Source organism: Lysobacter niastensis, from assembly GCF_015453285.1.
Taxonomy (GTDB): domain Bacteria; phylum Pseudomonadota; class Gammaproteobacteria; order Xanthomonadales; family Xanthomonadaceae; genus Lysobacter_J; species Lysobacter_J niastensis.
This window is the reverse complement of sequence record NZ_JADLZT010000005.1, coordinates 97,008-120,931: the sequence shown is the minus strand read 5'-3', so window position 1 is coordinate 120,931 and position 23,924 is coordinate 97,008. Positions and strand designations below refer to the sequence as shown.

Genomic DNA, 23,924 nt, shown 5'->3' with positions numbered 1-23,924 from the left:
GAACGAGGAGCCCGACATGCGGGTACTGGTCACCGGAGCCGCGGGCTTCATCGGTTCGCGCCTCAGCGAGCGGCTGCTGGAGCGCGGCGACGAAGTCCTGGGCTACGACGACGTCAACGCCTACTACGATCCGCGGCTGAAGGAAGCGCGGCTGGCGCGGCTGCTCCCGCAGGCCGGTTTTCGTTTCACGCGGGCGTCACTGGAGGATCGCGAGGCCGTGAAGACGGCGTTCACCGACTTCAGACCGCAACGCGTGGTCAACCTCGCCGCCCAGGCCGGCGTGCGCTACTCGCTGGAGAACCCGCACGCCTATATCGACAGCAACATCGTCGGATTCATGAACATCCTCGAAGCCTGCCGCCACGGCGACGTCGAGCACCTGGTGTACGCGTCCTCCAGCTCGGTCTACGGCGCCAACCGCAAGCTGCCGTTCGACGTGGCCGACAGCGTCGACCATCCGGTGAGCATGTACGCCGCCACCAAGAAGGCCAACGAACTGATGGCGCATACCTACAGCCATCTGTTCGACCTGCCAACCACCGGCCTGCGCTTCTTCACCGTCTACGGCCCCTGGGGGCGCCCCGACATGGCGCTGTTCCTGTTCACGCGGCGCATCCTCGCCGGCGAGCCGCTGGACGTCTTCAACCACGGCCGCCACACCCGCGACTTCACCTACATCGACGACATCGTCGAAGGCGTTATCCGCACCCTCGACCGTGTGCCCGGCCCGGATCCCACCTTCGATCCGCTGGTGCCGAACCCGGCCAGTTCGTCAGCGCCCTACCGCGTCTACAACATCGGCAGCCACCGCCCGGTCGAACTGCTGCGCTACATCGAGGTCCTGGAGGAATGCCTGGGCCGTAAAGCCGAGATGCGGATGCTGCCTCTTCAGCCGGGCGATGTTCCGGACACTTACGCCGACGTCGAGGCCCTCCAGCGCGACACCGGATACGCGCCGTCCACGCCGGTAGAGGTAGGAGTACGTAAGTTCGTCGAGTGGTACCGCAGTTTTTACGGCACCTGAACGAAGATCCGGGTTGGCCCCGGGTTTGCATGTCCCGGGCGCTTCGGCTGGCCGGGTTAAACCGCCAGAGGCGTTCGGAATTAGGGCGTATACCGGAGAAAAGCCATGCGCGTCGTGATCGGTTTGTGGGCTGTATGTGTTTCCCTGCTGCTGGCCGCGTGCGCGAGCTCCAGTGGTGCCGTTTCCACCGCACCTCCCGCCGACGTGCCGACCACGGCCTCGGCGTACCGCATCGGCGTCGATGACGTCGTGCAGGTATCGGTGTGGCGCAGTCCCGAGTTGAGCATCACCGCTCCCGTGCGTCCCGACGGCAACATCACCGTGCCGCTGGTCGGCGACGTGACCGCCGCGGGCCGCCTGCCCGACGAAGTCGCCAAGGAAGTCCAGAGCAAGCTCGCTACCTACGTGCGCGAGCCGCAGGTCACGGTGATCCTCACCGAACTGCGCAGCCACGAATACCTGTCGCGCGTGCGCGTGACCGGTGCCGTGCGCACGCCGGTGTCGATTCCGTACCGCCAGGGCATGACCGTGCTCGACGCGGTGCTCGCCGCCGGTGGCGTCACCGAGTTCGCGGCGCCTGACCGCTCCGGGCTGTATCGCAAGAACGGGCAGGACACCGTCAACTATGCGGTCAAGCTCGATCGCATCCTCAACCGTGGCGACCTGGCGACCAACTACGCCGTTGCGCCCGGCGATGTGATCACCGTGCCCGAGCGCGCGCTTTGAGCTCGGCGTCATGAGCACCGCACTTGTCGAGTGGACCGCCCCCGAGAGTCGCCTGCCGACGGCGGCAACGCTATTGCCCGTCGTCTTCGAGGAGACTCGCCGCCGCCCCGTGTTCCTCGCTGCGATTTTCGCCGCGATCGCGCTCGGCGCCCTGTTCTTCGGCCTGACGTTGTCGAAGAACTATTCGTCCACCACCACGATCATGGTGGACGAGAACACGCTGGCGACAGGCAAGTCCGCCGCGAACGCCGAAGTCGTCGACCGTGCAGCCATCGCACGGGAGGTGGCCTTCAGCCGCAAGGTGATGCGTGAGGTGCTCAAGGCCGGCGGCTGGATGGACAGCCATCCGAGCGCGCTCGAGCAGGAACAGCTGATCAAGAAGATCGCGCAGAACACCGAGATCACCTCGTCCAAGCAACTGCCGAACGTGGTGCGCGTGAGCTACACCGACAGCAGTCCGCTGCGTGCGTACCGGGTCACAGGCAAGCTCGGCGAGATGATCATCGAGGAAAGTCTCGCGGCGCGAGCCAGCCAGGCCAGGAGCGCCTACGAGTTCATCAGCGGCCAGGTCTCGCGCTACAGCACCCGGCTGCGCGACGCGGAAGCCAAGCTGGCCGCGTTCCGCAAAGCCAATCCCGACGCACGGGCAGGCTCCGACGAAGATGTCGTCCGTCGCATCGCCGAGCTGCGTCGCGCGGTCGACGACGCGCGCATGGATCTGCTCGATGCGCAGGCGCAGGAAGGCGCCATGCGCTCCGCGCTTTCGCGCCAGAGCCCGCTCGGCATGATGCAGAGCCGTGGCAGCCAGATGCAGGTGCAGATGGCCGAACTGGTCGCCGAGCGCAACCGCCTGCTGCTGAGCTACACCGACCAGCATCCGGACGTGGTTCGCATCAACAGCCAGATCCGCGACCTGCAAAACGGCGTGCGCAGCAGTGCCGCATCGGAAACGACGCTGGTGGTGCCGAAAGGCGCATCCACCGGCGGGACACTCAACCCGGCCTATGGCGAACTTTCCACGCGCGTGGCCGATGCCCGCGGCCGCGGCGCGGCTTCGGCGTCCCGCATCGCGCTCGGCCAGCAACTGCTGCAGGAAGAGATGGCGCGCAGCGACCGCGTCGCCGAGGCCAGCGGTGAGATGTCCGACCTGACACGCGACTATGAAGTGAACCGCGACGTCTACAAGGACCTGCTCAAGCGCCGCGAGAACGCCCAGGTCGCGATGGACATGGACACGAGCAAGAAGGGCCTGACGTTCCGCGTGCTCGAACCTGCGGCCATCCCGCTGCAGCCCAGCGGCGGACTGCGCCTGGTGCACGTGGCCGGCATCGGCCTGTTCCTGGCGGTCATCGCGCCGCTGCTGTTCCTGCTCGGCATGCTGAGGATGGACAACCGCGTCCGCTCGCCGGCGCAGGTGGAGCAACTCGCCGGCCTGCCCGTGCTCGGGACGATCCCGATGCAGAACACGCAGAGTCGTCGCGCCGAATCCAGGCACAAGCTGCGACTGGCATGCCTGCTGGTCCTGGTGGTGCCCGTGGCCTACGGACTCGCCCTGTCCGCCCGATGGATCCTCGCCCAATGAACCAGCCCAGCACGCTGTCACCGCGCAACGGCGATATCGAACGGCCGGCATCCGACCGCAATGTCACTCCGGCGATGGAGCGCCAGACGCTGACACCTGCACAGTTGCAGGAACGGTCGATCATCAGCAACAGCCTGGCGCCCCGACCCGAGGTCAACGCCTTCCGCGACCTGCGCACGCGCCTGCAGGCGACCGCGGACGGCCACAATTTCGTCACGCTGGTGACGGCGGTCAGCCCGGGCAGCGGCGCCAGCTACGTGTGCCGCAACCTCGCCGCGGCGTTCGCTTTCCACGACACGCGCAGCGCGATGGTCCTGGACTGCAATCCCTACCATCCCAGCCAGCACACCACGATGCGCATCGAACCGGTGCGCGGCGGCCTGACCGACTACCTGCGCGACCCGGAAACGGATCTCGGCGACATCGTCTACGAGACCGGCGTGCCGAGACTGCGCCTGATCCCGGCCGGTTCGCCGGACGAGTTCGGCGGCGAGTATTTCTCTTCGTTCCGCATGCACCTGCTGCTGGACACGCTGCGCAACCGTTACCCGGCGCGTTACCTGCTGCTCGACGGACCACCGGTCAGCTCCGGTCCCGACGCGCGCATCCTGTCGGACCTGGCCGACATCGTGGTGCTGGTCGCCGGCTACGGGCGCGACAGTCCCGCCGCGATCGCACAGGCCGCGGCCAACTTCGATCCGAACAAGTTCGCCGGCGTCGTGTTCAACCAGGGCGTGTGAGGACCGGCTCATGAGGGGCAATCCATGACGATCGCTCGCAAGGGGCAATCCGCCATCCACCGCGCTCCGCGACGCATCCGCAGAACGGCCCTGCTGCTCTCGCTGCTGGCGGTCCTGCCGGGCACGTCGGGGGCGCTCGACCTGGAGTACGACGTCGGCCTGTCGCTGAAGTACGGCGACAACCTCAGCCTGACCGAGGACAACGAGGTCAGCGACACCGTGCTGAGCCCGGTGGTGCGGTTCACCGCGGAGGAGGACAGCTCGCACATCAAGCTGCAGGCCCGCGGCGACCTGTTCTATCCGATCTACCTGCAGAACAACTTCGACGACGATTTCCGCGGCAAGTTCTCCGGCACGCTGGACTGGATGATCGTGCCGGACCGCTTCGACTGGGTCTTCCAGGACTATTTCAGTCCGCAGCAGATCGACGAACTGGATTCCTACTCGCCCGACAACGTGCAGCAGGTCAACCTGTTCGTCACCGGACCCACGCTGTATGCGCGCTTCGGCGCCGCCACCCGGGGCCAGTTCGACCTGCGCTACGGCAACAGCTGGGCCGAGACCAGCGAGGACTTCAATGGCGACCGTTACGGCGCGGCCGCGCGGGTGCGTCACGACATCGACGCCGTCTCCTACATCACCGGCAACCTGGAGGGGGCGGACATCAACTACGACCCCGAAGGCGAACGGGCCGACTACAAGCGCTACGACGCCTATGTCGGCTACGGCCGCAAGGGACCGCAACTGAGCTTCGACGTCGATCTTGGCTATACCGAACTCGACCGCGACATCAGCCCGGACAAGGACTCCGGCGCACTGGTGCGTGCGCGCGCCGACTGGCGCTTCTCCTCGCGCAGCCTGCTCGGACTGACCGCGCGCTACCAGTACACGGACGCCACGCAGAACCTGGTCACGCCGACGTTCGATTTCTCCAACCGCGACCTCATCTACCTCGCCTATCCGGACATCCTGGTCCAGCCCGAGGTGTATCGCGAGCGCATGGGCAAGCTCGTCTACCAGTACAAGAGCGAGCGAACCACCTTCCGCGTGCAACCGTACTACCGCAGCTTCGAGTACCTGGATGACCTGGCCGAGGATCAGGTCCGGGCCGGCGCGCTGTTCGACGTCGATTACCGGCTGCGGCCGCTGACGACGTTGTCCTTCCTGGCGGGGTACGAGAATCGCGACTACGACGACACCGACCGCGAGGACGACAACCTGGTCGTGGGTGTGGGCCTGGAACAGCAGTTCACGCGGCACTGGATTGGCCGCTTCGACTACGAATACCTGGACCGCGACAGCAACGAGGCGGGACGCAGTTATGAAGCCAACTCCGTCACCCTCACCGTGATCTATCGACGCTGAAGACTTCCTCCATGCGAATGGCTCCTGCCCTCCGACGTCGCTCGACACAGCCGGATCGGCCCGGCAGCCAGCCAGTGCGGCGGGCTCCCGGCCAGGAGGGCTGACCATGCCGTCCGTATCGCCGGGGGTTGCGATTTTCGGGCTGGCGTTCTGGCTCAGCGTCGGCGCCCTCCTCTTCACCTACGCCGGCTATCCGCTGCTGATGGCGGCCCTGGCACGGTTGCGGCCGCGGCCGGTACGGTCGAGCGCACAGACACCCCGGGTCGATGTGCTGCTGGTCGTGCACGATGCCGCGGGCCAGCTCGACGCCAAACTGCGAAACCTGCTGTCGCTGGACTACCCATCGGACCGGCTGCGGATCAACGTCGTCTGCGACGGTTGCGGCGACGGGACCGAAGCCATCGCGCACCTGGCGGATCCTGCGCGCGTGCGCGTATTCACGCATCGCGAGCGCCGGGGCAAGTCCGCCTGCATCGGTGCCACGCTGGGCTCGCTCGACGCCGACATCGTGCTGTTCACCGACGTGCGCCAACGCGTGGATGCCGGTGCGCTGCGCGCATTGGCCGCGGCGCTGGCGGACGACCACGTGGGTGCCGCCAGCGGCGAACTGGTATTCGAGGCCGCCGACGGTTTCGGCCGGGGCATCGATGCGTATTGGCGCTACGAGAAGCTTATCCGCCGCCTGGAGAGCGCCAGCGGCTCGCTGGTGGGAGTCACCGGCGCGCTCTATGCGGCGCGGCGCAGCGTGATCGGCGACGTGCCCGCCGGCATCGTGCTCGACGACATGTGGATCCCGCTGCGGATCGCGTCCGCTGGCTACCGCGTCGTGTTCGTCCCGCAGGCACTGGCCTACGACGCCGCCGCCAGCGATCCGGCCGTCGAGGAAACACGCAAGCGGCGCACGCTCGGCGGCAACTACCAGCTGCTGCATCGCTGGCCGCAACTGGCCGTGCCGGGCGCGCATCCGCTGGCGTGGCGGCTGTGGGGCCACAAATGGCTGCGTCTTCTCGCGCCGTGGCTGATGCTGCTGGCACTGGCCAGCAACGCGGCATTGGCCGTGCTGGGCGGTCGCGTCTATCTGATCCTGTTCCTGCTGCAACTGGCCGCCTATGCGCTGGCACTGCTCGGCCGTGGCGTGCCGGCGCTCGCGCGGGCCTGGATGCCGGCACGCATCGCCGCGGCATTCCTGAGCCTCAACGCCAGCGCCCTGCTCGGGCTGGCCGATTACGTGCGCAATCCAAACGCCCACCTCTGGCGGACGACGCCGCACCGGGAGCTGTACCGATGAGCGAACCCGCTCCCATGCAAGCGACGCTGCCGCAACAAGCCGCGACGGACACCGTCGCGCCGTCGGCTGCCACGGGCCATGCTCCGCTGCGGCGGGTGGTGTATGTCGTCTCGCAGTTCCCCTGCCTGCATGAAACCTTCATCGCCCGCGAGATCGCCACGCTGGTTTCCGAGGGCGTGGACGTGCGCATCCTGTCGCTGAAGGCGCCATCGCCGCATCCCATCCAGCGCGAGTCGGCGCCGCTCCTCGACCGCGTGAGGCATCCCCATCTGCTGGGCACGATCTTCGGATCGCTGGCCGTCACGTTGCGCGAACCCCGCCAGGTGCTCGGTTCGCTGGCTGCCATCGTCGCCGACAGCTGGCGGCACCCCGTCGTCGCGGTGAAGTCGCTGGTGTCCGTGTTGCGCGGTCTTGAGCACGTGGCGTGGCTGCGGCGCTTCGATCCGCAGCTGATCCACGCCCACTGGGCGACCTATCCCACCACGGTGGCATGGGTGCTCGGCCGCGTGCTGCACCGTCCTTTCAGCTTCACCTGCCATGCGCACGACATCTTCATCGAACGGCAGATGCTGGCGCGCAAGATCGACGACTCGGCGCTTGCCGTCACCATTTCGCACTTCAATGTCGACTGGCTCAGTTCGCATGCGACGCCCAGGGCCAGCGACAAACTCAAGGTGGTGCATTGCGGCGTCGACCTCGACCGCAACGCATGGCAGCCCCACAACCGCTCCACGGCAACCCTGCTCGCCGTCGGCCGGCTCGATCCGATCAAGGGCTTCGCAACCCTCATCGACGCCCTGCGACTGCTGCGCGAACGCGGAGCCCACCTGCACTGCCGGCTGATCGGCTCCGGTCCGCTCGACGACGAACTGCGCCAGTTCGCGCACGACTGTGGCGTGGCCGACATGATCGACTTCGCCGGCGCGCAGACGCAGGACGTCGTGCGCGGATCGATGAACTCGGCAACGTTGTTCGTGCTCCCCTCGGAAGTGGCCGACGATGGCAACCGCGACGGCATCCCCGTGGCGCTGATGGAGGCGATGGCCAGTGGCTGTCCGGTGATCAGCACGCGCGTGTCGGGCATTCCCGAGCTGATCGAGGACAACCGCGACGGCCTGCTGGTGCCGGAGCGCGATCCCGAAGCCCTGGCCGACGCGATCCAGCAACTGCTCGCAGAACCCGAGTTGCGCGCGCGCCTGGCCGCGCGTGCCCGCGCCCGCATCGAGCACGCCTTCGACGCGCGCAAGGAAGCCTCCCGCCTGCACGGTTACATGGCGGAGGTGGTGCATGGCCGCTAAGCGACTGCTGGTGGTGAGCGACGAGATGGAGGTCGGCGGCAGCCAGCGCCAGATCACGCATCTGCTGCGCGGATTGGACCGCACGCGCTGGCAACCGGAGCTGTTGTATTTCCGCAATCCCTCGTTCCTGATCGACGAGGTCGAAGATCTGGGCATCCTCGTGCATCACCTGCCCAAGGAAGGACGCCTCGATCCTGGTTTCGTGCTGCGCTATGCCTCGCTGCTGCGCGAGGGCCGCTACGACCTCGTCCACGCATTCTCGATGACCGCCGAGCTGTGGACGGCCGTGGCGCGGATGCTCGTACGGCACGCCCCGCGACAGATCTCGTCGGTGCGCGGGCTGTACCTGAGCGAGTCGCCCCGCTTCTGGAAGCTCAAGCGCTTCGTGCTCGGCCGCAGCGACGCCATCATCGCCAACGCACGGGCTTGCGCGCAGGCGACGTCGATGCGCACCGGCGTACCGCTGGAGCGCTTCGACATCGTCGCCAATGGCGTGGACATTCCCGCGATGCTCGGCGAACGCCAGCGCGCCGCGCTTCGCGCACGCATCGGCGCACCGGAGGGACGCGCCTTCGGGCTGTTCGTCGGCCGCCTGGTGCGCGAAAAGAACCCCGCCTGCATGGTCCGGGCACTCGCCGGCCTGTCGCCTCAATCGCGGCCGTGGATGGCCATTGCCGGTGACGGTCCGCTGCGCGACGACCTCGGCATGATGGTCGCATCCACGGGGCTGACGGCCGACATCAGTTTCCTCGGGGAGCGGCGCGACGCCACCGACCTCATGCAGGCCGCCGACTTCCTCGTGCTGCCTTCGTGCCAGGAAGGCATGTCCAACGCCGTGCTGGAAGCGATGGCGGTGGGCTGTCCCGTGATCGCGTCGGCCGTCGGCGGCAACCGCGAACTGATCGAAGACCGGCGCACCGGCCTGCTGTTCGCCAACGACGATCACCATGCGCTCGGTGCCTGCCTGCGCCGCCTGGCGACCGATCCGGCGTTCCGCGAGCGCGTCTCCGCGCAGGCGCAATGCCAGGTGCACGAGCGTCATACCGTGCCGGCAATGGTCGCCGACACCACCGAGGTCTACGACCGCGTCCTGCGCGGACCCGAACCCCGCACCACCCGCAGCGGTGGCCGCCTTCCCGGCCGTTCCGCCATGGACGACCGCACATGAGCCGCGACGACGCCACTGTCCATGCACGCGTCCTGATGGTGCTGGATGGCCCCTATCCGCCTGAGCGCGGAGGCGGCGCCGAGGCGCAGGTGCGCACGCTGACCCGGACCATGCATGCGCGTGGATTTCAGGTCGCCGTGGTGGCGCCGCTCACCGACCATGCACCCAAGCTCGAGTTCTCGCACGTCGACAACGTGCCGGTGTACCGGCTTCGCTATCCGCAGATCCGGTTCATCGGCGGACCGGCGCTGTGGCTGGCACTGGCGCGCTTCCTCGTGCGTCATCGCGATGACTTCGATGTCTGGCACGTCCACGTCGCCCGGCAATGGGGCGTCGTGTGCGCCCTGCTCGGCCCTTGGCTCGGCAAGCGCGTGATCATCAAGGTGTCGGGCTCCTGGGATCTGGAGATGGGTGCGCTGTCACCCGATTCGGGCTGGCGCGGCCGGCTGGTGCGTCGCGTGTTGATGCGTGCCGATGCCTGGCAGGCGATCAGTCACCGGATCGCGGCAACCCTGCCCTCGCGCGGCATTCCACCGCAACGCATCGCCGAGATACCCAACGCGGTGGATGCGGCGCGTTTCCTGCTTCCGGAGCGCGATGCGATCGAGCCAACCCGATTCCTGTTTATCGGCCGGCTGGTGCGCGAGAAGGGGCTGCCTGCGCTGCTGGCCGCGTTCGCCGACATCCTGCCGCGCCATCCGCGGGCGCACCTGACGATCGTCGGCACCGGGCCACAGCGGGCCCATCTCGAAGCCGACGTGAAGGCGCTGGGCATCGGCAGCCACGTGACGTTCACCGGGCATCGCAGCGATATCGAGCCACTGCTCGCGGACGCCACGATCGGCGTCCTGCCTTCGCGGATGGAGGGCCTGTCCAACACGCTGCTCGAATGCATGGCGTCGGGGCTTCCGATGGTGGCCAGCCGCATCAGCGGCAACGAGGATTTCGTGCGGCATCGCGAGAACGGCTGGCTGTTCGAGGTCGGCGACCGCAACGGCCTGGCCTCCTGCCTCGACGAGGCCGCCTCGCTGGATCGCGATCGCTGGCATGCGATGGGCGAGTCCGCGCGCACGACCGTCATCCGCCAGGCCGGCCTCGACGGCGTGCTCCAGAGACTGGTCGCGCTGTACGACGGCGAGCCACAACCCGTCGCCTCCACCGCTGTCCCGAACGGGAGCGCCTGAGCCATGTGCGGCATCGCAGGCATGGTGGTTTCCGCGGGCCAGAGGCCGCCATCGGCGCCGCTGGGACGTCGCATGATCGACGTGATCCGCCATCGCGGCCCCGACGACGACGGACTGCATTGCGACGAGCAGGCGATGCTTGGCATGCGCCGTCTTTCGATCATCGACGTCGAGGGTGGCCACCAGCCACTCTATGCCGCCGAAGGCCAGGTCTGCCTGGTGTTCAATGGCGAGATCTACAACTTCCGCGAACTGCGCCGCGAACTGGAACGCGAAGGCCATGTCTTCCGCACCCATGGCGACGGCGAGGTCATCCTGCAGGGATACCTGCGCCATGGCGCCGACGTGTTCGCGCGGCTGGATGGCATGTTCGCGATCGCGATCTGGGACCGTCGCAGCAAGGACCTGCTGCTTGCCCGCGACCGCTTCGGCGAGAAGCCGCTGTACTACACCAACAACGCGCGCCGCCTGCTGTTCGGCTCCGAGCTCAAATCGCTGCTGCAGTCGACCGACTGCCCGCGCGACGTCGCGCCGGACGCGCTGCGCGCATTCCTGACCTACGGCTACGTGCCGTCGCCGGGCAGCATCTTCGCCGGCGTCTCCAAGCTGCCGCCGGGCCATTGGCTGCGTTGCCGCGACGGCCGCGTCGAGTTGCATCGCTACTGGCGTCCCAGCCTGGAAGCGAAGACGTCGCTCAGCGAAGCCGACGCCATCGAGGAACTGGCCGGACTGCTCGACCGGGCCGTGTCCAGCCGACTGGTGTCGGACGTGCCGTTCGGCGCCTTCCTCAGCGGCGGCCTCGACTCCAGCACCGTCGTCGCGCTGATGGCGCGTCACCTGTCGCAGCCGGTGAAGACCTTCACGATCGGCTTCAAGGAAGCCGACTTCAGCGAACTCGACGACGCGCGCCAGGTGGCCCGCCATCTCGGCACCGAACACCACGAACTGGTGGTCGAGCCCGACGCGGTGTCGCTGCTGCACGAACTGGCCTGGCACTTTGACGAGCCCTTCGCGGACTCCTCGGCGGTCCCCACGTTTCTCGTCTCGCAACTGGCGCGACGCCACGTGAAGATGGTGCTGACCGGCGATGGCGGCGACGAACTCTTCGGCGGCTACGACCGCTACCTGCGACTGCTGACGCTCGAACAACTGGGCATGCTCGGCCGTCCCGCGGCGGCGGCGCTGCGCGTGGCCGGAGCGCTGCTGCCCGATCCGCTCGGCGGCCGGCTGGGCCGCATCGGCGAACGCCTGCAACTGCCGCGCGAGCATCGCTACCTCAGCGGCGTCGCGCTGATGCGTGCCGACACCGCGCGTGCGCTGCATCCAGAAGCAGGCGGCGACCGCCACTACCACCTGCCGTTCCTGGACGAGGCCGATGCCGATCTCGGCGCGGGACGCTCTTCGCTCGATCGCGCCGTCGCGATCGACCTGCAGAGCTACCTGCCCGACGACATCCTCGTGAAGCTGGACCGCATGGCAATGGCGAACTCGCTGGAAGGCCGTTCGCCGTTCCTGGAACCGCGGCTGGCCGGCTTCGCGCTGAGCCTGCCGGAATCGTTCCGCCTTCGCCACGGCCGCGGCAAGTTTCTGCTGCGCCGCGTCGCCGAGCGCTGGTTGCCGCAGCGCTCGCTGACCAAGCCCAAGCAGGGGTTCGCGATCCCGCTGGCGCAGTGGTTCCGCGGACCATTGCGCGGGATGGCCACCGACCTGTTCACCAGCCGCGCCTTCCGGGAACGCGGGCTGTGCGACTACCGCGCCGCGCGTGCGCTGCTCGACGAGCACGTCAGCGGACGCGCCGACCGCCGCGAAGCGCTGTGGCAGGTGATCTGCCTGGAGCTGTGGGCGCAGCGCTTCCTCGATGCCACGCCAGCGGGGAACTGAAATGCTGCTGCGCCTGATCCTTGCCATCCCGATCGTGCTGATGCCGAACCTGCTGTACGTGCCCCTCGACACCGGCATCCCGTCGATCAACCTCGCCAACCTGCTGCTGATCATGGTGGTGATGGCCCTGCTCATCTCCCCGCGCGACGAGCTGACCCGCCATACCATGGGCGTGCTGACGCCGCCGCTGCTGTTCCTGTTCGCGACGGTGGTGATCGGCTACTTCATCGCCGTCACCACCCTGCCCGGCGATGGTGTCTCCGACCTCACCAGCCTCAAGAACTTCGTGTTCTATCCGCTGCTGTACTTCGTTTACCGGCGCTGCAAGCAGGATCTGCGCGGGACACGGCAGCTGATCGTCCTGAGCCTCCTCGTGGTGGTCGTTGCGGGCATCGACCTGGTGCTTCAGGGCCTGGCCAACGACGCGTTTTCCGGCTACTCCGAGACCAACCGCTTTGCCGGGCCATTCGGCGACTACCGCTCCGCCAACCGCGCGGGCGTGTTCTTCGCGATGTTCCTGCCGATGTTCGCGGCCTTCGCGCTGTTCCTGCGCGGACGCAAGATCTGGTCTGCCGTCTCGATCGCCGGCTGCGCGATCGTCGCGGCGGCAATCATGCTGACCTACTCGCGCCAGTCCTATCTGATCGCGGTCATCGCCGTCGCCCTGCTCATGGTGCGCCGCCATGTGGTGCTGGCCGTGCTGCTCGGCCTCGCCGCCATTCCGGCGATCAGCCTGCTGCCACCGGGCGTGACCCAGCGTGTCGCGGAGACCCAGCAGTACAGCAGTACCGGTCGTGCACAGCTCGACGTCAGCACGGCCAGCCGTTTCGACATCTGGAGCGGTGCATTGAAGATGTGGAAAGACCATCCCGCCGGCGTCGGCCTCGACCGCTTCCCCCGCAAGATCGGCGATTACTCGGAGTACCAGAACTTCGACGCGCACAACATGTACGTGCTGATGCTGGCCGAGTGCGGACCGCTCGGCCTCATCGCACTGCTCTGGGTGCTGTGGCGCATGCTGCGTCTGGCGCTGGCGCTGCGAAGATCCGGCGACGAAGCCGACGTGGAGGTCAAGGCGCTGGGACTGGGATTCACGGTCGCCGTGATCGCGATGGCGATGGGCAACCTCTACGGCTCGCCGTTCCACGAAGGCCTGGTCATGGCCAATTTCTGGATCATGTGCGGCCTGGTGGAACGCTACACCCTGCTGAAGCGCCGGGCCGTACTCGCGGCGCACCGCGAAGCCGATACGCCCCGCATCGCGCTGACCGAGGCGATCGCGGGCCGTTATCCGCTGTCGGAGCGCGTCCTGCCCGGACGCTACCGGATCGGCTCGAAGTGACCATGCACCGCGCCTGCATGCTGGCCTGCGTGCTGTTGCAACTTGCGGCTGCGACTCCGGCATTCGCGACGACTTGGCACGTGCGCAGCGATGGCGGCGACGGCGGGCAATGCAATGGCCGCGCCGATGCGCCCTATCCCGGCAAGGGCAGCGACCAGGCCTGCGCCTGGAAGCATCCTTTCGTCGCGCTGCCGCCGGGCAAGCCACCTCGCATCGCCGGCGGCGACACGCTGGTGATCCACGATGGCGCCTACATGATGGGCTTCGGCGCGCCCGATACCGATGGCTGCGACGGCGATGCACGCGCAGAGTGCGTCATGGCCGCCGTGCCCAGCGGCCCTTCGGCTTCACAGCCGACGCGAATCCTCGGCAGCTCCGCGAGCGGGCAATGCAAGGGCAAGCCACCCGAGCTGTGGGCCACCGAGCGTGCCCGCTCGGTGCTAAACCTCGACGGCAGCTCGCATGTCGAGATCGCCTGCCTGGAGATCACCGACCACAGCAGCTGCATCAAGGGTCACAACCATGCCGCCGCCGACGCCCGTGGCGAGACGGCGCGCTGCCGCAGCGACGCGGCACCGTTCGGCGAATGGGGCGAGTACGGCATCCACGCCCGCGACTCCTCAAATGTGCTGCTGCGCGATCTCGACATCCACGGCATGGCGGTCAATGGTGTCCGCGCCGGCCGCCTGCGCGACTGGACGCTGCAGCGCGTGAAGCTGCGCGCCAATGGCTGGGGCGGCTGGGACGGCAACGTCAGCCAGGACAAGGGCGGCAGCTCCGCCAACGCCGGACGGATCGTCTTCAGCGGCGGCGAGATCGCCTGGAACGGCTGCGGCGAACGCTATCCCGGCAAGCAGGTGTTCGGCTGCTGGGGGCAGAAACAGGGCGGCTACGGCGACGGACTCGGCACCGCACGCAGCGGCGGCGACTGGCTGTTCGAGGACATGCTGGTCCACCACAACACGTCCGATGGACTGGACCTGCTCTACATGGATGGCAGCGGCAGCGTGACGATCCGGCGCGTTCGCGCCGAAGGCAACGGAGGCAACCAGATCAAGACCGCCGGCCCGGTGACCATCGAGAACAGCATCGCCGTCGGCAGTTGCGCCTACTTCGCCAGCTTTCCCACCTCGAACATGATCGAGGCCGACCATTGCCGCGCGATGGGCAACACCATCTCCCTGACGCTGACCGGCAGTTCGCTCGCGACACTTCGCAACAACACGCTCACCGGCCAGGGCGATTGCCTGCTGATCACGCAGGGAGGCAACGGCGACGCGAAGGTGCTGGTGCAGAACAACGTATTCCTCGGCGGCAGCGAATGGCGGTCGAAGGACCCCTCCCGCCACGACGAGGTATGCGGACATTACGCCAGCGACAGCGACGCCACGGTCGTGTTCGAACGCAATCTGTTCTGGAAGCTCAAGGGCGACTTCTGTCCATCCGGCAATGTGTGCGGGCGCGATCCCGCGCTGACGGACGAGTCGATGGCCCACTTCAACGCGACGCCGCGCGCCGGCAGCCCATTGATCGGCGCAGGCAAGGCACTGCCCTTGCCCAAGGACGATTTCCAACGCAAGCCGCGCGGCAGCCCGCCCGACATCGGCGCCATCCAGGCGAAGGGTTCGGCGAAATAGATCCTCAGCCGCGCCGTTCGCGCCAGGCCAGCCAACGGTAGTAGGCCGAACCCGCAAGTTCATGCAGCGCCGCTTCGGTCTTCAGCAACGCGCTGCTCTGTGGGATGAAGTAGCCGGGAATGCCGAAGGTGGTCCGCCGCCAGTCGGTCGCGATCGGGCAAACCTGGAAGCCCGCGCGTTCCATCGCATAACGCGCACGCGGCAGGTGCATCGCCGAGCTCACCAGCACCACCCGCCTGGGCAACGGCGGCACGAGTGCCGCCAGTTCGTGCGCGTTCCCCCACGTATTCGAGGAACGCGTCTCGCCACGCAGCACCGCAGCCGGCACACCCAGGCGCCGCGCGTGCCCGATCATCCAGCGGCTCTCTGCGACTCCTCCGCGCCAGGCGGGGCCACCGGCGATCACGATCGTGCGTCCGGGCGCCTCACGCCACCAATCGACAGCACGCTCCATCCGGCGCCGCGAAGCCACGCCGAGCACGGACAGGTCGTTCTCGTCGCTGGAAATCGCGTCCACGCCACCGGCCAGCACCACCGCCACCCGAGGCGGCGATGTGCTGCAATCCGCGGGCACCGGTAGCGGACGCTCCAGCCATCCGAGCAGCAGATTGGCGAACAGCGGCGTCATCGCCACCACCGAAAGCAAAGCCAACCCCAGGCACGCGCGCAGCCAACGCCGCGAGCGCCGCCGTGCAGCGACGCAGGCGCCGACCCCTGCCAGCAGCAGCCAGCTCAACGGCGACAACAGCCACATCCCCTCTTCCTCGGTTGCTCAGCGCCCCAGGCCCAACGACATCTCGGTGCGCCAGTGCGTGATCAGGCGCCAGACGCGATGATCCAGCAAGAGCACCGGCAACGCATAGCACGCGATCCACAATGCGCCAGCCGCCAGGACCCGCTGCCATGGCGCGTGGAACGCCGACAGGTCGGCGAAGTGCACGGCCACCAGGAAGGCAGCCGCGCCCCCGATCGCAGTGGCCAGCGCGCGGGGATCGGGGCCCTGGAACAGGTCCCGCGGGCACAACAGGCAACGCGAGATGCCCAGCGTCATGTAACCGGCGACGGTGGCATACACCGCGCCCATGTAGCCGTAGGCCGGGATCCAGATCAGGTTGAGCCCGATGTTGACCGCCAGCGCCAGCAGCATCAGGGCCAGCACGGTCTTCGATCGCTTGAGCAGCAGCAGGCCATAGCCGCTCAGGTCCAGCAGCAGCACCAGCGCGAACATCGTGCCGACCCAGGCGAACACCGGGCCCGATGCCGCTTTGCCGGGTCCGCTCAGCATCTGCAGCCCATCGGAACCGATCGCCCAGATCGCCACGGCCACGCCGATGCAGGCGTAGGTCGCCGGCAGCAGCACCTTGGCCTTCAACGCCCGCACCTTGGCGGCACCCTCGACTTCATGCACGCGATTGGCCACCGGGTTGAAGGCGTCCCACATCGGTGCGTTGACCAGCACACCCAGCTGCATCGCCAGCGCATACCCGATGGTGTAGATGCCCACGGCGGCAAAATCGCCTGTCATGTGCTTGAGCATCACGCGGTCGATGGAGACCAGCGCCGCACCGGCGATCTCATTGATGACCAGCGGAACGCTGTAATGCAGTGAAGCCCGGTACGCCGTCAGGTCGATCGATTTCCTCGAGAAGTGCAGATGCTGGTACACCCAGCGCGCATAGAAAATGACCACGACCGACATCGACAGCAGCTTGCCGACATATACCGACAGCGCGCTGCGCTGGATCAGCACCACCGCACTCAGCACGATGACCAGTTCCATCCAGCGCGAAGCGATCTTGGTCGTGGTGAGCAGTCGCGAACGCTCGCTCACGCGCAGCGTCATCTCCACCTGGCTGTTGAACACCAGCAGGGGGATCGAAATGATCGCGCACCACAGCACCGGCTGGATCGTGTCGCCCTGCCACCAGGCGACGCTGCTGAAGGCGATGATCCCGATGCTCCACAACGCCACCGAGATGATCATCGGCAGGAACACGAGGTTGGTGGCGAAGTGGGTCAGCCGCGTTTCGTCGCCGCCGAACGGATAAAGCCTGAGGATCGCGTGCTGCGCGCCGAGCTTGATGACCGCGACGGTCATCATGATCCAGGTGTCGTAGTAGCCGAGGATGCCGTACTGGGTGTTGTCGAGCAGGCGCGTCAGCGCCGGAAACGAGATCAGCCCGGCCAGCATCACCAGCACGGTCGCGCTGGAATAGCGCATGTAGTGCTTGCCGACGCCGACGGTATTCGCGGGTTTCACGGATGCCGCCGACTGGCCCTGGCTGATGCTGTTGGCAGACGGCGGCGTCATCGGCGCCATCGCCCATTGATGCTGCCGCATGCAGCCCGCACGCCTTGCCTGAGGCATGCATCGCGGAAGTCGGGTGGTTCGCAGGAAACAGGGGCGGTCATCGCGATCTTGGGAAATGCCTGCATCGTTCTTGCCCGCTCACGGCCCGCCTTTGTTGTGGATTTGGCGACGACGCATGCGGGGAAGGCACAGCGTCGGCACATATCAACCAACGTGCGCGGGACTACCCAACGGCCAGTACAGCCGTGCATGCACCGCCACGCCGCTTGCTGAAAAGCGGTTCAAGTTCGCCACGAACGGATGAAAACGGGGATCGCCGCTCAACCGTGAACAGGCCGCGCCGAGCCCATGGGGATGCGCGGCAGCCGCGCGCCGCGGCGCAACTGTGACCCGTGCCCAGCCACGGTTAACCGCGTTTTTACGCTTGATTTCAGTGAATCCGGGCTTTTGTGAACGGTCCACATTCGTGAACGGGGCCGTGAAGGACCCGTGACCTCATGCGGGCACGATTTGTGAAGCGTGCCACATTTTGCCCGGCTACCCGTCCCTAGGATGCGCCCCTGGCTCAAGGAGGTGCCACCTCGTTTCTTCCCGCTACTACGGTGGCCTACAGGAGTTCATTCCTGATGTCTCTCGCTATTTCGCGTCGCGCTCTGACGCAGTCTGCTTTCTCCCTGCTCCTCGCCCCGATCGGTTTCGCCGCCATGGGCTCCGCCCAGGCCGCCACCAACTTCTACGTCCGTACCGACGGCGGTGACGCCACGCAATGTAACGGCAAGGCTGACGCTCCCTATTCCGGCAGCGGCACCGGTCAGAACTGCGCGTGGAAGCATCCTTATTTCGCGCTGCCGAACAGCGGCACGCCGCGTATCGCCGGCGGCGACACGCTGTACATCGGTTCCGGTGAATACATGATCGGCTACGGCGCGCCCGGCATGGGCGGCGGCTGTGCGACCGGCGACAAGAGCTCGTGCTCGCTCAGCAAGATCCCCAGCGGCCCGAGCGCCACTGCCAAGACCCGCATCCTCGGTACCGGCTCCAAGGCACCGAAGCTGTGGGGCGCCAATGGCACCTGGAGCGTGCTGAACCTCAACGGCAGCAACAACGTCGAGATCGGTAACCTCGAAATCACCGACAAGGACCAGTGCATCAAGGGCCACAGCAACGCTGCGGCCAAGTGCGCCACCACCGGCAACTGGGCCTCGATCGGCCTGTCTGCCAGCGCCTCCAGCAACGTCTATCTGCACGACCTCAACATCCATGGCCTGGGCCTGCACGGCGTCAACGCCGGCGGTCTCGCCAACTGGACGATGGAGCGCGTCAAGATCAACGCCAACGGCTGGGCCGGCTGGGACGGCAACGTCGGCGAATCGTCGAGCAGCAACAGCGGCCAGATGATCCTGCGCCAGGTCGAAATCGCCTACAACGGTTGCGGTGAGAACCCGTCGACCGGCGAGAAGGTCAACTGCTGGGGCCAGAAGGCCGGCGGTTACGGCGACGGTCTGGGCACCTACTACACCGGCGGCCAGTGGCTGATCGAGGACTCCGACGTCCACCACAACACGTCCGACGGCGTCGACCTGCTGTACCTCGACGGCAAGGCCGGCACCACGCTGACCGTGCGTCGCCTGCACTCGTACGCCAATGCCGGCAACCAGCTCAAGACCAACGGCAACGCGACGATCGAGAACTCGGTCCTGACCGGCTACTGCAGCTACTACAGCGGCAAGGGCTTCATGCAGGCCGGCGACCAGTGCCGCGCCAACGGCAACGCGCTGTCGATCTCGATGGTGGACGGCAACGTGGTGAACGTGCGTCACAACACGATCATCAGCGAAGGCCAGGGTGCGATCATGAACACCGGCGGTTCGGCTTCCGCGAAGCTGAACATCCAGAACAACGCCATCATCGGCAAGCCGTACTACCTGGCGGCCGTCGCCGGCACCAACGTGCAGTCGATCGGTCACATCGTCTACAACAGCACGGCCACGGTGAGCTACGCCGGCAACCTGTTCTACAACGTCAAGAACAGCCAGTGCCCGTCCGGCAGCGTCTGTCAGGATCCGAAGCTGACCAACACGAACCTCGCCTCGTTCGACGCGCAGCCGCTCGCCGGCAGCCCGGTGATCGACAAGGTTCCGGTCATCAGCGGCGTGAACAGCGACTTCGTGCTGGCTCCGCGTCCGTCGGGTGCCCAGGCCGACATCGGTGCCTATGAGGTCCAGGCCGGTGGCACCACCCCGCCGACCACTCCGCCGACCAACCCGCCGACCGATCCGACTCTGCCGCCGACGACCGACCCGACCCCGCCGCCGGCCACGGGCCTGAGCGACACCGTTGCCACTGACAAGACTGCCTATGCGGCCGGTGCGACCGTCTACATGAGCTCGCGCGTGCTGCTCAACGGCCAGGCCGTCAGCGGTGCCAGCGTCAAGTTCACCGCGGTCAAGCCGAACGGTATCGACAAGATCGTCAAGACCGTGACCACTGGCGCCGACGGCTATGCCCGCTGGAACTTCGTCACCGGTACCGGTTCGACCTCGATCGGCACGTACCAGCTGTCGGCCGTCGCCACCAGCGGCTCTGCGAGCGCCACTGCCAACTCGACGTTCACCGTCGGCTCGGCGACCGCTCCGGCTCCGACCGGCCTGACCGACACCGTGGGCACCGACAAGACGTCGTACGCCGCCGGTTCGACCGTGACCATGAGCTCGCGTGTGCTCCTCGACGGCAAGGCTGTCAGCGGCGCCACCGTGAAGTTCACCGCGCTCAAGCCGAATGGCGTGGACACGATCGTCAAGACCGTGACCACCGGTGCTGATGGCTATGCCCGCTGGAGCTTCGTGACCGGTACCGGCTCGAGCTCGAAGGGCTCCTACAAGCTGACCTCTGCCGCTACCTACAGCAGCAAGACGGCCACCGCCAACTCGACCTTCTCGGTCTACTGATCCTCGTTCGTAGTCGAACGTTGTGGGGTGCCCCTAACCGGGCACCCCTTTTTTTTGCCTGCCTCAGACCACCTGCCTGTGCGTCACGCGTTCCGGGACGCCGCGTGCGTCCAGGACTTCCAGGCCACCGCTCTCGCTGTAGGTATGGCATCCGTCCAGGCCCTTCGCGAACGACGCGTCCAGCCGTCCGAGCGGTTGTTCTGAATAATGGGTCGGGCTCAATTCCAACACGTCGTTGAACACGATCGCGGCACCGTAACTGGCCGCGCAGTCCTGCGCCGGACGGATCAGGCGACCATCCCGCACGAACAGGCGTCCCGCCGGCCGGGCACGGCGCACGTCGGCAACGATGGGGTTGGCCGGGTGTGGTACGTACGGACCGGTGAGCGAGTCGGCGACGAACAGGAAAAGCTCGTCCCAGGTACTGCCGCCGCTTTCGGCGATGTTGGCGAACAGGTACCAGCGGCCCTCGTGGTGATGCAACACCGGATCGACGCACTGGCGCCCGCTGATCAGGTCCTTTACCGGATGCCACATCATCGGGAAGCCCTGCGCGCGATACAGCGTGGCGCAGCGCGCCTGTCCCGATTCCACCGTCATGTACCACTGCCGCTCCCAGGAAAACACCTGCGGAAACGACAGGTGGTAGGGGCGGTCCAGCACGACGCCCAGGCGACGCACCGGTCCTTGCTGCGGAACCTCCAGGCATGCGATGTGGGCCTTGCTTTCCCCGGGTGTCCATTCCTCGACGAAAACAAACCGGCGATCACCGTCCTCGACGCAGCAGGGATCGGCCCAGACCTGCACCCCGAGCGCACTCGAAGCCACCAGCCTGGCAAAGCCCGGCACATCCGGGCGCTCGGGCCGCAGCGGCTCGCCATCCTGTCGGATCAGCACGAACCACGGATCCTCGTACGGTTGGTGTTTCTGCCGCCAGCGGATCGCGACGCGTTCCGCGAACGTGCGCACCATCGCGCGCAAACCCGGCAGGGGCGGCACCGGACGAGCCTTCAGCCGCAAGGTTGCGATGGCATGCGACGTTCCTTGCGGATGATCGCCCTGATGCAGCCGGCGCAGTGAACGCAGCACCAGCGCTGGCATCTTGCGGAATGCGAGTTCGCATTGCTGCGTGACCGACGCCTTGCAGGTGGAGCCCCAACTGGCAACGAGCCGGGCACTCGGAGAGTCCTGCGACACGAGTTCAAGTTCGACCGCGGTGGCGTCGTCGCCGCGAAGCAACGGCGCAAGCAACGCTTGCGCCGCGACTCCCTCATCGCCGAGCGTATCGTCGATGAGCCAGCAGCCGTATGCCGCAAGCGGTGCGAGCGTCGCAGCCCACGAATCAGGGCCACGCAACAGGATCAGGTCCGGCCGCAACGCCGCCACCCGCGTCGCCACCGCGTCCGGATTTCCCGAGCGCACTGACACGGGCAGTGTCGTGGCCGCGAAGGCGCCGACGCCATGCAGCCGCGAACGCTCGTGACGCAGGAACGCGGCCAGGTCGCGCGGCATCCGCGCTGCCGCCGACGCTTCCGGCCCCGCCACCGGAATGGACGTCCATTCCAGCCAATCGTGTTCCGACGCCAACTCCTGCAGGTGCGCGAGCCAGGCAGGTGCGCGCGCGGGCATCACGCACGCCACACGCAAGCGTCGTGCATGCGCGGTTGCATAGAGTGGCGTATGCGCGCTCACGCGCTCCCCGGTGGACGACGTGAGGTCGGGTACCGCCGGTTCGGCGCTCATGCCGGCGCGCCCTGCGACCGGAAGTTACTGACGAGCCAGCCTTCGACGGTATCCATCAACCGGTCGCGGTGCACGCGGGCAAAGAACGTGTGGTCGCAGTCGGGCCAGTAGTGCATCGCCACGCGACGGTCGCGCACGGCGCCGCCAAAGCTCCAGGCGAACTGGCGTGGATGCAGGAAGCGTGCGGTGTAGCCGCCCGTGTAGACCCACAGTGAACGAACGTCGCGCGCGACCAGCCTGGCGAACTCACTCTGCGCCTGGGGCCGCTCGGGCCAGTCGCGGTAATCCTCGATCACTGGCGCGCGCTCGCTCGAGCTTTCCTGCATGCGCCCGAGCAAACGCTTCATCACGCTCGGCCACTCGCGCATCGGCCGCCTCAGCACGCCGGCCGCGAGGGCGAGCCGGAACCAGGGACCGGTGTAGCTCAATCCATCGAGCATCAGCACGCCGCACACGCGTGAATCCGCCAGTGCCACGCTCCACGCCACGTCGGCCGCGCTGCAAACGCCGCCGACGATGAACTGCCGCGCACCGTGCATGCTGGCGAGATGCTCGAGCGCGGCCAGTGTCGCTTCGCGGCTGCCGCAACCTTTCAGGCGCGGCGCCTCGCCGACACCCGGCACGTCGAAACGGAAGCTGCTTACGCCCTGGCGTGCGAGTCGGCGGGACAGCTCGACATGCAGGCGGAAGGGACCGGCCCGGGGCAACAGGCCCGCACTGGGCAACACCACCAGCGGCATGCCCGACGCCCCTGGATTACCGGTCAGCACGCCGACCAGGCGCTGCTCCGGTCCGAACTGCACCATGGTGTCCATCGCCTCAGCGCTCCTTTCGCAAGGCTTGAGCCAGTTCATCGACCACGCGCTGCAGCCCCGGCGTGACGAACACCGAGGCATCCATGCTGACCGCGCCGCCAATCAACGGAGTATCGGTCGGCAGCCGGAACACGCGCTCGCACGTGACCGGCAGCATGTCGGCATCCTCGCGGAGCACGCTCCAGCAGCGCGGGAAGGCGCGCACGCCGTCGTCGATGACACGCGCCTGGGCAATGTCGCGACGCAACTGCGTGGACACCGGATACCCCATCAACTGCAGATCATCGCTGGAGACGCCATTCGGAGGCGCGCCGGCTGCGGTCGGATAGCGCAACGGCGACCGGCGCTCCATCGCATCGCGGGTCTCCAGTTCGGCGAGCCAGCTCTCACCGTCGACCACGGGCTCCCACAGCACCAGCAGGTTCGCCGCGCCGCCGCCGCGAAGCCACGAGAAGACCGGCAAGGTCGCGCCGCGCACGGCCAGCACGCCAATCCGCTCGACGCCGCCGCGTGCGATGAGGCTGTCCGCCGCGAACTGCAGGTCCCGGCGCATCGAGGCGAAGTCGAGCTGCTCGCCGCTGCCGTCGGAATCGCCTGTTCCGAAGTAATCGAAGCGCACGCACGGCACGCCTTCCTGCGCCAGCGCCGTCGCCAGCTCGGTCAACAGGCGACGGCTGCGCGGCTGCTCATGCAAGAGAGGCGGCGCCAGCACCAGGCCGAGACGAGGCGATGGCAGATTCGCCCGGTGCAGGGCGGCGTAGAGGCGCTGCTCGCCAGCACCGAGCCAGAACGGTTCCCAGACGCCCACGGTCATTCCTTCCGCCCGCAGGTTGGCCTGCGGGTTCCATGCACGCACCGGTGGTGGTGCCTGC

At 67.3% G+C, this 23,924-nt stretch carries 18 protein-coding genes; 13 read left to right on the top strand and 5 right to left on the bottom strand.

Going from position 1 to position 23,924, the window contains the following annotated elements; all coding sequences use genetic code 11:
* The first annotated feature begins 16 nt into the window (after positions 1–16).
* The 12 genes from IU514_RS09765 (at position 17) to IU514_RS09710 (ending at position 15,235) form a co-directional block, all read left to right on the top strand.
* Positions 17–1,024 (top strand): NAD-dependent epimerase, encoded by a 1,008-nt coding sequence (locus IU514_RS09765; protein ID WP_194930930.1) that lies wholly within the window; start codon positions 17–19, stop codon positions 1,022–1,024.
* 105 nt (positions 1,025–1,129) lie between these two features.
* Positions 1,130–1,750: an XrtA/PEP-CTERM system exopolysaccharide export protein gene (locus tag IU514_RS09760; RefSeq protein WP_194930929.1), complete on the top strand. Its 621-nt coding sequence runs from the start codon at positions 1,130–1,132 to the stop codon at positions 1,748–1,750.
* Positions 1,751–1,760: 10 nt separating this feature from the next.
* Complete coding sequence (locus IU514_RS09755; protein ID WP_194930928.1) at positions 1,761–3,332, top strand: XrtA system polysaccharide chain length determinant; 1,572 nt, start codon at positions 1,761–1,763, stop codon at positions 3,330–3,332.
* On the top strand, positions 3,329–4,072 hold the full coding sequence (locus tag IU514_RS09750; RefSeq protein WP_194930927.1) for a P-loop NTPase family protein: 744 nt from the start codon (positions 3,329–3,331) through the stop codon (positions 4,070–4,072). Before IU514_RS09755 ends, IU514_RS09750 begins: the two co-directional genes overlap by 4 nt.
* A 24-nt stretch (positions 4,073–4,096) precedes the next feature.
* The gene (locus tag IU514_RS09745; RefSeq protein WP_194930926.1) at positions 4,097–5,437 is read left to right on the top strand and encodes an outer membrane beta-barrel protein; all 1,341 of its coding nucleotides are present in this window, start codon (positions 4,097–4,099) and stop codon (positions 5,435–5,437) included.
* A gap of 106 nt (positions 5,438–5,543) precedes the next feature.
* Complete coding sequence (locus IU514_RS09740) at positions 5,544–6,725, top strand: glycosyltransferase family 2 protein (RefSeq protein ID WP_194930925.1); 1,182 nt, start codon at positions 5,544–5,546, stop codon at positions 6,723–6,725.
* Positions 6,722–8,023: a glycosyltransferase family 4 protein gene (locus IU514_RS09735; RefSeq protein ID WP_194930924.1), complete on the top strand. Its 1,302-nt coding sequence runs from the start codon at positions 6,722–6,724 to the stop codon at positions 8,021–8,023. Before IU514_RS09740 ends, IU514_RS09735 begins: the two co-directional genes overlap by 4 nt.
* The gene (locus IU514_RS09730) at positions 8,013–9,191 is read left to right on the top strand and encodes a glycosyltransferase family 4 protein (RefSeq protein ID WP_194930923.1); all 1,179 of its coding nucleotides are present in this window, start codon (positions 8,013–8,015) and stop codon (positions 9,189–9,191) included. Before IU514_RS09735 ends, IU514_RS09730 begins: the two co-directional genes overlap by 11 nt.
* On the top strand, positions 9,188–10,375 hold the full coding sequence (locus IU514_RS09725) for a glycosyltransferase family 4 protein (RefSeq protein WP_194930922.1): 1,188 nt from the start codon (positions 9,188–9,190) through the stop codon (positions 10,373–10,375). The genes IU514_RS09730 and IU514_RS09725 overlap by 4 nt, the downstream gene beginning before the upstream one ends.
* A gap of 3 nt (positions 10,376–10,378) precedes the next feature.
* A complete protein-coding gene (gene asnB / locus IU514_RS09720) occupies positions 10,379–12,256 on the top strand; it encodes an asparagine synthase (glutamine-hydrolyzing) (protein WP_194930921.1) in 1,878 nt (625 codons plus the stop codon).
* A 1-nt stretch (position 12,257) separates the two neighbouring features.
* Entirely contained in the window at positions 12,258–13,598 is a 1,341-nt protein-coding gene (locus tag IU514_RS09715; RefSeq protein WP_194930920.1) for an O-antigen ligase family protein, read from the top strand.
* A 2-nt stretch (positions 13,599–13,600) separates the two neighbouring features.
* Positions 13,601–15,235 carry a right-handed parallel beta-helix repeat-containing protein gene (locus IU514_RS09710; protein WP_324187819.1) on the top strand — a complete coding sequence of 545 codons (1,635 nt, stop codon included), beginning with the start codon at positions 13,601–13,603 and terminating at the stop codon, positions 15,233–15,235.
* 4 nt (positions 15,236–15,239) lie between these two features.
* On the opposite strand, the gene IU514_RS09705 is transcribed toward IU514_RS09710, so the two are convergent.
* Together IU514_RS09705 and IU514_RS09700 are read right to left on the bottom strand one after the other, a co-directional pair.
* Positions 15,240–15,989, bottom strand: coding sequence for a YdcF family protein (locus IU514_RS09705; RefSeq protein WP_194930918.1), 750 nt, complete (start codon positions 15,987–15,989; stop codon positions 15,240–15,242).
* 18 nt (positions 15,990–16,007) lie between these two features.
* Positions 16,008–17,576 (bottom strand): lipopolysaccharide biosynthesis protein, encoded by a 1,569-nt coding sequence (locus IU514_RS09700; protein ID WP_194930917.1) that lies wholly within the window; start codon positions 17,574–17,576, stop codon positions 16,008–16,010.
* A gap of 596 nt (positions 17,577–18,172) precedes the next feature.
* Between IU514_RS09700 and IU514_RS09695 the strand changes: the two genes are divergently transcribed.
* Entirely contained in the window at positions 18,173–20,494 is a 2,322-nt protein-coding gene (locus tag IU514_RS09695) for a choice-of-anchor Q domain-containing protein (RefSeq protein WP_194930916.1), read from the top strand.
* A 63-nt stretch (positions 20,495–20,557) separates the two neighbouring features.
* Here IU514_RS09695 and IU514_RS09690 read toward each other — a convergent pair whose 3' ends face one another.
* Genes IU514_RS09690 through IU514_RS09680 form a run of 3 tightly spaced genes read right to left on the bottom strand, consistent with a single transcriptional unit; the run spans position 20,558 to position 23,908 of the window.
* Entirely contained in the window at positions 20,558–22,237 is a 1,680-nt protein-coding gene (locus IU514_RS09690) for a glucosamine inositolphosphorylceramide transferase family protein (RefSeq protein WP_194930915.1), read from the bottom strand.
* A complete protein-coding gene (locus tag IU514_RS09685) occupies positions 22,234–23,052 on the bottom strand; it encodes an alpha/beta fold hydrolase (protein ID WP_194930914.1) in 819 nt (272 codons plus the stop codon). Before IU514_RS09685 ends, IU514_RS09690 begins: the two co-directional genes overlap by 4 nt.
* 4 nt (positions 23,053–23,056) lie before the next feature.
* On the bottom strand, positions 23,057–23,908 hold the full coding sequence (locus tag IU514_RS09680; RefSeq protein WP_194930913.1) for an alpha/beta hydrolase family protein: 852 nt from the start codon (positions 23,906–23,908) through the stop codon (positions 23,057–23,059).
* Between the last annotated feature and the right edge of the window lie 16 nt (positions 23,909–23,924).